Genomic DNA, 12948 nt, shown 5'->3' on the forward strand with positions numbered 1-12948 from the left:
CCCCGTACCACCCACGGTATGTCGTTCGTGTATCCGCACCACACCTCGGTCGTGATTGGTGCAGCCGCACGATGCACGTCGTGGCGCAGCACGCTGCTGCCCATCGATACCCACCCCGAATGCAGGGAGCGTTCATATGTTCGCGACACCATCCACCAACGGTGCATCCGGCGACGCGCGGAGCGCTGCCTCCGCGTCGTCCATGTCGTCGTGGGCGGCGAACCTCGCCAAGCTCGGGGGCGAACTGCCGTCGACGGCCACGCCGATCGGTGTCTGTGTTCCGGCGGTGCGGACCGGTGATCTGGTCTACACCTCTGGCCAGTTGCCGTTGGTACGGGGACTGATCGAACGACCTGGAAAGGTCGGCCGCGAGGTTTCGGTGACGGACGCGTCAAGGGCAGCGGAAATCTGCACTCTGAATGCACTTGCTGCCATCGATGCCCTTGTCGGTCTCGACTCGGTCGTACGGGTGGTGAAGGTGACTGGGTTCGTCGCTTCCGCCGAAGGCTTCGCCGGCCAGCCCGACGTCGTCAACGGCGCTTCGAATCTGCTCGCGAGCGTTTTCGGCGATGCCGGTACACACGCACGTTCGGCTGTCGGCGTCACCGGACTGCCACTGAACGCTCCCGTCGAAGTCGAACTCATCGTCGAGTGCGCCTGACCCCGACACCCAGCCGGCCCCGGCCGAGCGACACCCGGCATGGTCTGCCACGGCTGTCCTCGCCGATTCCAGCGCATCGCCTTGAACACGCTGCCCGTCTGGGCAGCGGCTCTCATCGGTGGCTACCGGATGCCGCCGCGAAACGCCGCCCGCAAGGAGCACGTTCTCGGCCCGGGCCCAGCGCGCTGTGAGCCCTGATCCCATCCACTGGCGCTGACGCCCTGCCCGAGCAGCCACCCGAAGGAACAGTCGTGATTCCCGCCGTATACCCCCAACTGCGTCTCGACGCCGCAGCCCTCGATCACAACATCCGCGTCATGGCCGACTGGTGCAAGACCCATGACGTGGCGCTTTCTCCCCACGTCAAGACGACGATGTCCGCTCCCGTCATCGAACGGCAGATCGCGGCCGGCGCCGTCGGCGTCACCGTCGCCACCGTCGACCAGGTCGCGACCGTGCTCGGCTGGGGACACAACACCGTCCTCATCGCCAACCAGATCGTCGATCCCTTCGGACTGGCGCGGCTTCGGGCCTGGCTCATCGCCGAGCCGGAACGGAATATCCGGTGCTTCGTCGACTCCGCGGCCGGCGTCATCGCAGCGAATCAGGTGTTCGGCGCGCACGGCCCCGCTCTTGAGGTGCTTCTGGACATCGGCACCCCGGGTGGCCGCACCGGTATCCGTGACCCGGCGCAGGCCCGCCGCACAGCGGAGCTTGTCCGAGCGACTCCCGGACTCCGGCTCGTGGGAGTCGCCGGGTACGAAGGCGTCGCCCCGAACAAGAGGATCGACGAAGTGATTGCAGCTGTGGACGAACACTGCCGCCGGGTCCGCGACGTCTACCTCGACGTCGCCGGACTCTTCGAGACCGACCGCCCCGTGTACTCGATGGGCGGATCAGCCTTTCCCGACCGGGTCGTCGACCTCCTCCCGACGGACGACGACGTTCCGGGTACGGTCCGGTTGCTCAGGTCCGGTTGCTACGTCACGCACGATCACGGCGTCTACGCCCGCGTGAGCCCGATTCCCGGCCTCGTCCCAGCCCTGTCCGTGCGCGCGTTCGTCGTGTCAGCCGCCGAGGACGGCACCGCCGTGGTCGGAGCCGGGAAGCGCGACCTTCCCTACGACACCGAGACGCCGATCCTCCTGTCCGCCAGCACGGCGGCCGGACAGGACAAGCCCAATGCACGCGGACGTGTGCGCGCGTTGTACGACCACCACACCGTGCTCTCCGACGCGTGGAATCTTGAGGTGACGGATGTCGTCGAGTTCGGGATCTCGCACCCGTGCTCGGCATTTGACCGGTGGCCCGAGTATCTCGTCACCAACGGCCACGGCGATGTGATCGACGTCTGGCGCACCGACTTCCGCCGGTCGTCGATCGAGATAGCGCTCACCATCGGCAACAACGGCAAGGCGTAGTTCCGGCCGACGGATTAGGTGTTGCAGGCCGTGGCAGCGCGGGAAGTGGCGACGAGACGGTCGAGAGTACTGCGTACGGTATTGATGTCGCGCGTGGTGTCGTCATGGCCGAGGGCCTGGGCGGGATCGCGTGCAGAGATGGCGGCCATGGTCGGGCCTGGGGTGCGGTCGTGGGCTTGGCCCTTGTGGTCTTCTGTGTCGCGCCGGCCTGTCCGCCGCCTTGGTGCCCGTCTTCCTGCGCGGGGCAGCGGAGGATGTTCCGCCCGATCCCGCCCGCGTACGGGATGCGGATCACCATCGGCAGGGCGAGCCGCCCCCGGGTCCGGTTACGGAGCTTGGCGACGTGCGAGGCGATCTGCTCGAACGCCGGGTAGGCGAAGGCGTCGAACTGCATCTCCACCACGGGCCGGAAGCCGCCCATCGCCATGCCGACCGCCAGGCCGACGATGCCGGCCTCGGCCAGCGGAGTGTCGAAGCAGCGCTGCTCGCCGAAGTCTCGGGTCAGCCCGTCGGTGATCCGGAAGACGCCGCCGAGCGGACCGACGTCTTCGCCGAAGACGAGTACACGCTCGTCCTCGCACAGTGTGTCGCGCAGTGCGGTGTTCAGCGCCTGCGCCATCGTGACCTTGGCCATGGCTGTCAGTTCTCCTGGGTGTGAAGTGCGGGGGAAGCCGGGTCTTCGGCCAGCTCGGCTGCCAACAGAGCGCGCTGCTCGCGCAGTTGAGGAGTCGGCTCGGCATAGACGTGGTCGAAGAGTTCCAGCGGGTCAAAGACGGACTCCTGGGCCATGCCCGCGCGTAGCTCGGCCGCCAGGACCTCCGCCTCCTCCCGCACCACCGCGATGTCCTCGTCGGTGAGTGCGCCGCGGGCCCGCAGGTACGTCTCCAGTCGGCTGAGCGGGTCGGCGGCGCTCCATCGCTCGACTTCCTCGTCGTCCCGGTAGCGGGTCGCGTCGTCGGCGTTGGTGTGCGCGTCCATGCGGTAGGTGTGTGCCTCCACCAGGAAGGGGCCGTGCCCGGCGCGCGCGTGCGCGACGGCCGCGGTCAGCACGGCCAGTACGGCGACCGGGTCGTTGCCGTCGACCTGCTCGGAGCGCACCCCGTGGCCGATGCCCTTGTAGGCGAGGGCGGGCGCCGCGCTCTGCCGGGCCAGCGGCACGGAGATCGCGTACTTGTTGTTCTGGACGAAGAAGACGACCGGCGCGCGGAAGACGGCCGCGAAGTTCAGCGCCTCGTGGAAGTCGCCCTCGCTGGTGGCGCCGTCGCCGACGAGGGCCATGGCCACGCCGTCCTCGCCCTTACGGCGCAGGGACTCTGCCATGCCAGTGGCGTGCAGTACCTGGGTGGCCAGCGGGGTGCACTGCGGTGCGGTGCGGGTGGCGTCCGGGTCGTATCCACAGTGCCAGTCGCCGCGCAGCAGCGTCAGCACCTCAAGGGGGTCGATGCCACGGGTGACCAGGGCGACGGAGTCCCGGTAGGTCGGGAAGAGCCAGTCGTCCGGGCGCAGCGCCAGCACCGCACCGATCTGGCAGGCCTCTTGGCCCCGGCTGGACGGATAGACGGCGAGCCGCCCCTGCTTCGTCAGCGCGGTCGCCTGCGTGTCGAACCGGCGCCCCAGCACCATGTGCCGGTACGCCGCGCGCAGCATGTCGGCGGGGGGCTCGGTGTATCCGGTCGGCGGCTTGGCCGGAGTGCCGTTCGGAACCGTATGGGCGCCCCAGGAGGGATTTGTCCTGCCAAGGGCAGGTCGGCTTGATGTACCACGCCGATTACGGGGTAGCCGCCGGTGACCGGGTGATCGGTGAGGAAGAGAACCGGCTGGCCGTTGGGCGGGACTTGGAGCGCGCCGTGGACCGTGCCCTCGGTGGGTAGTTCGTCGGTGCGCGAGCGGCGCAGGGGAGGGCCCGCCAGGCGGATGCCGATCCGGTTGCTGTCGCTGGTGGCTTCCCAGCGGGCGGTGAAAAGTTCGGACAGCGACGCCTGCTCGAACCAGTCGTCGCGTGGCCCTGGCAAGACGCGGAGGGTGAAGGTGGCGGGCGGGGCGTTGCGTGGAGCCAGGTCGACGCCCGGCATCGGCCCCGCTGGTTCGCCCACGGGGAGCGTGTCGCAGGGTTTCAGTGGTGGGGGGCCGATGCCGGAAAGCAGGTCGGTGGAGCGGGAGCCGAGTGCGGCGGGTGGGGTGAGTCCGCCGCGTACGGCGAGGTAGGTGCGCAGGCCGCAGGCAGGCAGGCCGACTGCCAGCACGTCGCCGTCCTGTACGGGTATGGGGGTGTTGAGCGCGACCGGCCGACCATTCACGGTTGCCGGACAGGGGGCGCCGGTCAGCGCGAGATATCGGATGGTGGGAGAGCCGTTGGGGCGGCGGCAGCGCATCCGGGCCTGCAAGCCGCCGAAGGTGATCTCGAGGCCGGCTGCGTTATCGGGGTTGCCGACCAGGCGGTTGGCGAGCGTGAGGGAGGCGGTGTCGGCGGCGCCGGAGACGGACACGCCGAGATGCGCCCAGCCAGGACGGCCAAGGTCCTGGACGGTGGTGAGCGGGCCGGCGGCGAGCACCTCCAGAGCAGACGTCACGATGCCTCCTTGAAACGTATGCTCCGGCCGGGCACGAGCAGCGCCGGCGGTGTGCGGTCCTGGTCCCACAGCGGCAGGCCGGTGGTGCCCAGCAGTTGCCATCCGCCGGGCGAGGAGCTCGGGTAGACGCCGGTGAAGCCGCCCGCGACGGCGACTGAGCCCGCGGGCACGGCGGTGCGTGGCTCGCTGCGCCGGGAGAGGTGAAGTACGGGGTCGGTGCCGACGAGGTAGCCGAAGCCCGGAGCGAAGCCGGCGAAGGCCACGGTGTAGAGCGGGGCAGTGTGCCGGGCGATCACCTCGTCGAGGGTGAGCCCGGTCAGCTCGGCAACATCCGCCAGGTCGGGCCCGTCGTAGCGGACCGGGACGACAAGGGTGTCGTCTTCCAGGGCCTGCGGCGGGGGCGCGCCGTCCGTTTCCAGTAGCGCGGCGGCCCGCTCGGTAACCGCACGGCTCAGCCCGTCGTAGCCAGTGACTGCCGGATCGTAGATGACCAGCAGTGTGCGGGCGGCCGCCACCAGTTCTCGCATGCCCTTGGGCCGGTGCCGCTCCAGCGCAGTGCGCAGGGCGAGGACGTCGCTCAGGTCGGCCAGTTCGGCGAGCAGTGCGGTGTTGCCGGCTCTGCGGATGCCGCGCAGCGGGGTCGTCATACGGGCCTCAGCGCTCCGAGGTGGCGACGGGCCTGTCCGCTATGGCGAACGGGGTGGGCGCGAGGCCTGCCGCGTCGAGCTCCATGCGTAGCCGGCGGGCGATCTCCACCGCTCCCTTGGTGTCGCCGTGCACGCACAGGGAACGGACCGTCAGCGGCACTGCCGTACCGTCGACCGCTTCCACTACGCCTTTGGTGACCATCCCCAGGCAGCGGGCCACGATCTCGTCCGCGTCGTGCAGGACCGCGCCCGGCTCGCGGCGCGGGACGAGCGTCCCTTCGGGGGTGTAGGCGCGGTCGGCGAATGCCTCGGGGACGGGGGTGAGTTGGGCCTCGGCCGCCTTGCGTAGCCAGGTGCTGCCGGGCAGGCCGAGCACCGGCAGGGTGGCGTCGTAGCGGTAGACCGCGTCGGCGACCGCGGCGGCCTGCGCCTCGTGGTGGACGATGGCGTTGTACAGTGCGCCGTGCGGCTTGACGTAGGCGACGCGGGTGCCGGCCAACCTGGCGAAGCCGTCCAGGGCGGCGATCTGGTAGACGACGTCGTTGACCAGCTCGCGGGGATCGACGTCGATGAACCGGCGGCCGAAGCCGGCCAGGTCGCGGTAGCCGACCTGGGCACCGATGGCGACACCGCGCTCCGCGGCGAGCTCGCACACCCGACGCATGACGGTCGGGTCGCCGGCGTGGTAGCCGCAGGCGACGTTGGCGCTGGTGACCACGGACAGCAGGGCCTCATCGTCGCGCCGCGTCCACTGGCCGAAGCCCTCACCGAGGTCACTGTTGAGGTCGATGACGGCGGTGGTCACGTACGCTCCCTCCTCTCGTGTGACGCGCCGGGGCGCGGGTCAGCTCTGCCAGGTGGGGCGGGTCATGCCGTGCAGGTTGCGGTAGGCGGCGCGCTGTGGCTGCTGCCAGTCCTTCAGCAGTTCGGGGGCGACCTTGTAGACCTCGACGCCGATGGGGTGGCAGACCTCGATCGGGTCGTGTGCGTCCGGGCCCCACATGGGGACGGACAGGTCGCCGCCGGGGCAGGTGGACAGCGCGCACAGCAGGTCGAGCTCGGCGAAGAATTCGAAGTGGTCGCCGGGGCGGGCCGGGCAGTCTTTCATGAAGTACTGGTCGTGCTCGTTGAGGCCGGTGCACTGGAAGACGTTGAGGACGTCGTGCACGTCGGACTCGGTGAGGCCGTACGGCAGGACGGCCCGGACCAGGTTGGAGTGGCAGTGGAAGTCGAAGTCCTCGCCGGTCAGCATCCGGTTGACGTAGGGGTCGCAGCGGGTGCCGAGCAGGTCGTGCACCCGGCCGCCGTCGGCGTCCGGTCCGTAGTCGGCCAGCGTGTCGCTGGTGATGGTCAGCAGCGGGCGCAGGAAGGGCAGGTTCGACCACAGGCGGTCGTAGGTGCTGACGTGGGCGCGCTGGAGCTGCCGGGTGCGGGACGCCCACAGGCGTTCCCGGGGGTCGTTGAGGTTCCAGATGTTGAGGTCGCCGACCTGCGGGCCGTCGATGGTGACCAGTCGGCACAGGTGGCCGGCGGGAACCTCCCACGCCTTGCCCGAGCGGATCGGTATCTCGAGCTTGTCGACCAGCTCACGGGCTTCGGGAGTGCCGGACACTCGGTCGTAGAAAGCCTTGTCGACATCGAGCGGGCCGCCCTTGGTGGCCTGGTAGGCGGCAGCGGTGAGGGCCACGAAATCCTCCTGAAGCTTCGATGAGGGAAGGGATACGGGAGCACGGGCAGGAAGTCAGCCCTGACGAGCGGCTGCGGCGGCCCGGACCATGTCGACGACCTGGCGCTCGGAGTCCTCGAGGTAGGAGCGCAGCATGGTCGCGGCCTCGTCGCGGCGGCCCGACTGGAGCAGGTCGCAGATTTCACGGTCGCGCTTCACCCACTGCTCCTGGAATGCGGGTTCGTGCGGGAACTCGGCGAACGCCAGGCGCAGCTGCGCGACGATGGTGTTGAAGAAGTGGTCCAGGCGTGTGCTGGCGAGCAGAGCCACGAGAGCTCGGTGGAAACGGAGTGAATGGGTGCCTACGTCGGTCCAGCGCTCGACGGCTGCAGCATGCTCGGCCTGCGCGACCGGCGTGGCGAGGCCAGCCAGAGCCGCGTTGGTGGCATAGGTGCTTTCCTCCACGGCGCGTAGTTCGAAGCAGCGCCGAGCGTTGTAGATGTCGTGCACGTCAGAGACGTCGAGCTGCTTGACGGCTGCCCCTTTGTACAGCTGGTGGACCACGAGACCTTCGTGGACCAGCAGGCGAACCGCTTCCCGCAACGTGTTGCGGGACACCTGGAGTTCCGTAGCGAGTGCACCGTCTCGCAGGGGAGCGCCGGGAAGCAGTGCCCCTCTGCTGATCCGCTCACGCAGCTGGTCAGCGACCGTAGCGGCCGCGACGTCACCTTGCTGAGCCGGTTGGCTTACTTCGGTAGGCATGCCATGACAGTACCTCAAGGATTGTTCATCAATCCAGAGGTGGTTCGCTGTGAAGTCATCAATCGTGTTGCGTACCGAAAACCCACTTCACGGCCATGATCAGCATGCTCTGGGGTGCCGGCCTCGTCCGAGGCGCCTGGCGCCGGACGCGGCTTCCACTGCGTGCTTGAGGCGTTGCCGAGCCGCAGCGGCGTGTGCCTCGGCCTCTCTGACCACCTCCGGCCAGGACGGACAAGCTACTGATCAAGCCGGACAGGCGGGCCTGGCCGCCGACGCATCCGGCAGACGTCTCGTGCCGACAGCCGTTGACCGGGCACAGTTACCGGTGATCCGTTGCCCACGGCATCGGGATGCATATCCGGTCCGGAAGCCGTTCGGGTAACTGGTTGTGGACAGATCAGCCACCCCAGGCGTAGTACGTGGAGCGGGCCGTCTTCATCACCCCGCACAGCCGGGTGCCCGGGTAGACGGCCTTCTCCGCTTGGACGAACCGGCATATCGCGCTCGCCGGTCGCTCTCCTTCGCGAAGTCGGGTGGCCCCGGGTCGCCCCCGGGCTTTTACGGATCCGTACGTGACCGTCTCCGGTCATACGGCTCCTGTCGTCCTGGTCACCAGACCCGGGCAGGCTCTGTCATCCAGTTCCAGTGCGCGAGTCCACGATCACGGGGAAGCTTCAGCTCCGCGCATCGTCGTGAGCCCGAGTCCTTCCGAGAACTGTGTCGGGCCGGTTTAGAGCTGCGAACAGGATGGGCGCCCGGCGCGCGACGCCTGGCACGTATGCTCGCGGCGTTGCCGAAACGCCCTAGTAGCTCCGCTACGAGGACCTTCCGGCGCCTTGCGATCACACGCACCAGACGCCGCACCCTGATCGGACTCCCATTCTGTTCACAACTCTTAGGCTGCCGCCCATCTTGAGCACCATTCGTCGAAGCATGGGGTCAACCGTTTCGTGCCCAGGAACCCAGCACCATGAGCGTTTTGGTTCCCGTGACCTGCCCGGAGCGCCGCAGACCGTCGATAACCTGCTGAAGATGCTCGATGTCACGCACGCGCACATGGACCAGGGCGTCCGGATCGCCGGCAGTGGTGAACACAGCCTGGACCTCGGGAACCTTGTAGGCGGTCCGGACGATCTCCCCCACCGGGGTGGTGCCGTTAAAGGACAGTTCCACGAAGGCCTCAATGCCCCAACCGAGCTTCGAGTGATCGATCTGCACGCTGAATCCTGTGATGACGCCGCTGACGCGCAGCCGGTCTACGCGCCGCTTCACCGCGGCGACTGACAAGCCCACCTCATGTGCCATCTCTGAGAAGGTTCGCCGCCCGTCCTCGCGGAGCATGCGCAACAGCTGGCGGTCGATGTCGTCGATCTCGGCCATCACACCTCATCACGTGCTGCAAATATCTTTAGCACACCGGTATCAGTTCGCAGATAGTTTGCGTCTTGTACCCCAATGTTCGCAACGTGCTTGTGTTGCGAGAGGTGATGTTGCTGTCCTGAGCACCTCGCCCCCCAGGATGTGGAGGAAACCCGCGTGAGCACCGAACCTGCCTCGGTGTCGCTTGACGACAAGTACCAGGCGCGCAGTGGCCGCATCCTGATCTCAGGAGTACAGGCCCTGATCCGGCTGACGCTGGAGCAACGCCGCCTCGATCAAGAGAGGGGGCTGGACACTCGCGCGTTCGTCACCGGCTACCAGGGCTCGCCTTTGGGCGGTGTCGACCTGGAGATCGGCAGGGCGCGGCGCTTCCTCGAGTCTGCCGGAGTGGTGTTCCGTCCGGGCCTCAACGAAGAACTCGCTGCAACTGCCGTGGCTGGCACCCAAATGCTTGGCCAGGTACCTGGTCGCCGTCACGAGGGCGTCACGGGGTTCTGGTATGGCAAAAACCCCGGCCTTGACCGGGCTGCCGACGCCATCCGGCACTCCACGGTGGCAGGCACCGCGGCGCTGGGGGGTGCTGTGGCCTGGATCGGTGACGACCCGGGCAGCAAGTCCTCCACCGTGCCGAGTTCCTGCGAGCCGATGTGCCAGAGCCTTTCCATGCCATTGCTCGCGCCGGGCTCCGTGGCGGAGATCATCGAGTTCGGACTTCATGCGGTGGCCCTGTCGCGCGTCACCGGTCTATGGACCGGGCTGAAAATCGTCGCGGACATCGCGGATGCCTCAGCGATCGTCGACCTCGGCCTGCTCCGGCCGGACATCCCCATTCCCCCCCGATCGCAGCGCGGCGCGCCCCCTACCCTGGTCGGGCCGGCTTCACTCGACGCCGAACACGACATGCTCACCCGGCGTCTGAATCTGGCACGGGACTACGCACGCCGGACCGGCCTGAACCGCATCACCTTCAGCGCCCGACGTGCCGCCTTGGGCGTGATGGCATCCGGAACCTCGTACGCCGTGGTGCAGCGCGCTCTTGCTGACCTCGGTATCGACGAAACCGACATGGAGGCACTCGGCATCCGGCTCATCCGCTTGGCCATGCCGTTCCCCCTTTCCGCTGAGGAACTGGTGAGCATGACCAGCGACCTCGAGCAGGTCCTTGTCGTCGAGGACAAAGTGCCCTTCCTCGAGGTGCAGCTCAAAGAGGCGCTTTACCGCATTGCCGACGCCCCTGTGGTGGTGGGCCGGCGCGATGAGAACGGCCGCCCGCTGCTGACAGCCCGTGGCACGCTGGCCGCCGAGGACGTGGCCAAGGCCCTGGCGGTGCGTATCGGACCCGATCGCCTGCCGCAATCCGCCGCCACCCAGCTGACCGCCATGACACCGCCGGCTCCGGCCCGTATCTCGCTGCCGACCGTTTCGACGCGAACGCCGTCCTTCTGCTCGGGTTGCCCTCATAGCACCTCGACGCGTACGGACGACGCCACCCTGGTCGGGGTAGGTATCGGATGCCACGTCATGATCGCTCTGGACGGAGCGGGACGTGGCAACCAGATCGGACTGACTCAAATGGGCGGCGAAGGCGCCCAGTGGATCGGCATCGCCCCCTTCACCGAGGACCGGCACTTCGTGCAGAACCTCGGCGACGGCACCTTTCACCACTCGGGGTCGCTCGCCATCCGCGCGGCGGTGGCAGCCGGCGTGACGATGACCTACAAGCTGCTGTACAACGACGCTGTGGCCATGACCGGCGGGCAGGTTCCCGAGGGCCGCCTGGACGTACCGACTTTGACCCGCTGGCTCGCTCTCGAAGGCGTTCGGAAGATCATCGTCACCACGACCGAACAGGATGCCTATCGCAACGTACGCCTCGACCCGATTGCGACGGTCCGCCACCGTGACGACCTTATCGAGGCTGAGAAGGAACTGGCGGCGACCGACGGCGTCACTGTGTTGATCCATGACGACCGGTGCGCGGCGGAGGAGCGCAGACTGCGCAAGCGTGGCAAGCTCCCCACTCCCGCCGAGAAGGTTTTCATCAACCAGCGGGTCTGTGAGGGCTGCGGCGACTGCGGAGATGTGTCCACGTGTCTTTCGGTGCATCCCGTCGACACGGAGTTCGGCCGAAAGACCCACATCCATCAGGCCTCCTGCAACTCGGACTTCAGCTGTCTGAAGGGAGACTGCCCCTCCTTCCTCCTCGTCGAGCCGAAGGGCAAACCGTCGCGCCCCATTCCCGCTGTCCCGGTGGCGCTGACCGACCCCATCTCAGTGCTCACAGGGAACAGCACTCTTCTCCGGATGCCGGGGATCGGTGGTACAGGGGTGGTGACGGTCTCACAGATCCTCCAGATGGCGGCCCATCTGGACGGCTGTTACGCCGCAGGTCTGGAGCAAACCGGACTCGCCCAGAAGGGCGGTCCTGTCGTCAGCGACGTCCGGATCTCTGCCGGCCCCGCCTGCGGAGCGGTGCGGGCGTCCCGCGCCACCGCGGACGTCCTCATCGGCTTCGACCTGCTCGGCACGGCGGCCGACTCCAATCTGCAGGTGGCCCGCCCCGGCCACACCATCGCCGTCGTCAACACCACCATCGTGCCCACTGCTGCCATGGTCACCAATCGGGTCGTCGTGCCTGGCTCCCCAGACGACGCACTGGAACGGATCGAATCAGTCACGCGCTTTAAGGGAAATCTCTACCTCGACGCACAAAGCCTGTCCGAGTCTCTGTTCGGCGACCACATGCCGACCAACATGCTGCTCATCGGTGCCGCCTTCCAGCACGGCTGCATACCGGTGACCGACCGCTCCATCGAGGCCGCGATCCGCCTCAACGGCGCTGCCGTGGACAAGAACCTCGCTGCCTTCCGGTGGGGGCGGGCGGCCGTCATCGACCCGAACGCCGTGCAGCGCGCCATCGCTGTGCCCGAGCGAACCGTCGTCGAGATAACGTCCGAAGGACGGGCGTTGGCGGGCACAGTCGCGCGGGCCAGCAGACTGCACGATGCCGTCGCCCTGCGCAGCACGGACCTGATCGCCTACCAGAACGAAGCGTACGCACGGCAGTACGCCGATGAAGTGCAGCAAGTGGCTGCCATGGCCAGGAAGCGGGCCGGGGACGAGGTAGGTGAGCGTATCGCTCTGGCCTACGCCCAGGGACTGCACAGGCTCATGGCGTACAAGGACGAGTACGAGGTGGCCCGGCTGCACCTGGACGCTGTAGAGCAGGCCAAAATCAAGGACGAGTTCGGTGCCGACGCTGCCGTCTCTGTTCTGCTGCACCCACCAGCGCTCCGTGCCCTGGGCATGAAACGCAAGATACGTCTGCGCCGCACCGCGCCCGCGGTCTTCAAGATGCTTTACGCCCTGCGGGGACTCCGCGGAACCCGGCTGGACGTCTTCGGATACGCGCACGTTCGACGCCAGGAGCGTGCGCTGATCGGCGAGTATCGGCATCTGGTCCGTGACGCAGTCACACATCTGACGGCGGACAACGCCCTCGCGATCGAGGACCTGGCGCGGCTCACCGAAGCCATCCGCGGCTACGAGGACATCAAGCTGTCACGCATCGCCGACTTCCGGACAGCGGCCCGCACCGCCCTTGCAGATCTGAGCGCCACAACCACCGTATCCGCCTAATGGGACTTGCCGGGTCGGTGAGACTCGGTGCCGTAGCCGCCAGCAGGTGAGCACTCAGGCCGCCTGAAGCATTCGACTTCCGGGGTCAGACCGTGCCCCTGCTGGTCGGCCGGGAGGCCAGACCGTTGATGGGGTGGCGTGCCCGCCGGGCAGTGGGGCGTGAGCACTGGATCCATTAGGCCGCGTGCCGCGCCTTCCGCAG

Annotated in this window: 10 protein-coding genes and 1 pseudogene; 3 read left to right on the forward strand and 8 right to left on the reverse strand. The window is 67.9% G+C overall.

Features of this window, described 5'->3' with window-relative positions; genetic code table 11:
* Positions 1 to 202 precede the first annotated feature (202 nt).
* Entirely contained in the window at positions 203 to 661 is a 459-nt protein-coding gene (locus ABT245_RS33875) for a RidA family protein (RefSeq protein WP_351741265.1), read from the forward strand.
* A 251-nt stretch (positions 662 to 912) separates the two neighbouring features.
* Positions 913 to 2082: an alanine racemase gene (locus tag ABT245_RS33880; RefSeq protein WP_351741241.1), complete on the forward strand. Its 1170-nt coding sequence runs from the start codon at positions 913 to 915 to the stop codon at positions 2080 to 2082.
* A 262-nt stretch (positions 2083 to 2344) separates the two neighbouring features.
* Here the strand turns inward: ABT245_RS33880 and ABT245_RS33885 are convergent.
* The 8 genes and pseudogenes from ABT245_RS33885 to ABT245_RS33920 form a co-directional block, all read right to left on the reverse strand.
* Positions 2345 to 2716: pseudogene (locus ABT245_RS33885) on the reverse strand (alpha-ketoacid dehydrogenase subunit beta); the annotation flags it as partial.
* A 5-nt stretch (positions 2717 to 2721) separates the two neighbouring features.
* Positions 2722 to 3729 (reverse strand): pyruvate dehydrogenase (acetyl-transferring) E1 component subunit alpha, encoded by a 1008-nt coding sequence (gene pdhA / locus ABT245_RS33890; RefSeq protein WP_502982247.1) that lies wholly within the window; start codon positions 3727 to 3729, stop codon positions 2722 to 2724.
* A complete protein-coding gene (locus ABT245_RS33895; RefSeq protein ID WP_351741267.1) occupies positions 3663 to 4655 on the reverse strand; it encodes a 5-oxoprolinase subunit C family protein in 993 nt (330 codons plus the stop codon). The genes pdhA and ABT245_RS33895 overlap by 67 nt, the downstream gene beginning before the upstream one ends.
* Positions 4649 to 5299: a 5-oxoprolinase subunit B family protein gene (locus tag ABT245_RS33900; RefSeq protein ID WP_351741243.1), complete on the reverse strand. Its 651-nt coding sequence runs from the start codon at positions 5297 to 5299 to the stop codon at positions 4649 to 4651. The genes ABT245_RS33895 and ABT245_RS33900 overlap by 7 nt, the downstream gene beginning before the upstream one ends.
* Positions 5300 to 5306: 7 nt before the next feature.
* Positions 5307 to 6104, reverse strand: a complete 798-nt coding sequence (locus ABT245_RS33905; protein ID WP_351741246.1) for a LamB/YcsF family protein — start codon at positions 6102 to 6104, stop codon at positions 5307 to 5309.
* Between the two features lie 39 nt (positions 6105 to 6143).
* Positions 6144 to 6986 carry an urea carboxylase-associated family protein gene (locus ABT245_RS33910; RefSeq protein ID WP_351741248.1) on the reverse strand — a complete coding sequence of 281 codons (843 nt, stop codon included), beginning with the start codon at positions 6984 to 6986 and terminating at the stop codon, positions 6144 to 6146.
* Positions 6987 to 7040: 54 nt separating this feature from the next.
* On the reverse strand, positions 7041 to 7727 hold the full coding sequence (locus ABT245_RS33915) for a GntR family transcriptional regulator (RefSeq protein ID WP_351741251.1): 687 nt from the start codon (positions 7725 to 7727) through the stop codon (positions 7041 to 7043).
* 939 nt (positions 7728 to 8666) lie between these two features.
* Entirely contained in the window at positions 8667 to 9107 is a 441-nt protein-coding gene (locus tag ABT245_RS33920) for an Lrp/AsnC family transcriptional regulator (protein WP_351741254.1), read from the reverse strand.
* Positions 9108 to 9263: 156 nt separating this feature from the next.
* On the opposite strand from ABT245_RS33920, the gene ABT245_RS33925 reads away from it, so the two are divergent.
* A complete protein-coding gene (locus ABT245_RS33925) occupies positions 9264 to 12746 on the forward strand; it encodes an indolepyruvate ferredoxin oxidoreductase family protein (RefSeq protein WP_351741257.1) in 3483 nt (1160 codons plus the stop codon).
* Positions 12747 to 12948 lie beyond the last annotated feature (202 nt).

Source organism: Streptomyces sp. NPDC001508, assembly GCF_040298665.1.
Lineage (GTDB): Bacteria > Actinomycetota > Actinomycetes > Streptomycetales > Streptomycetaceae > Streptomyces.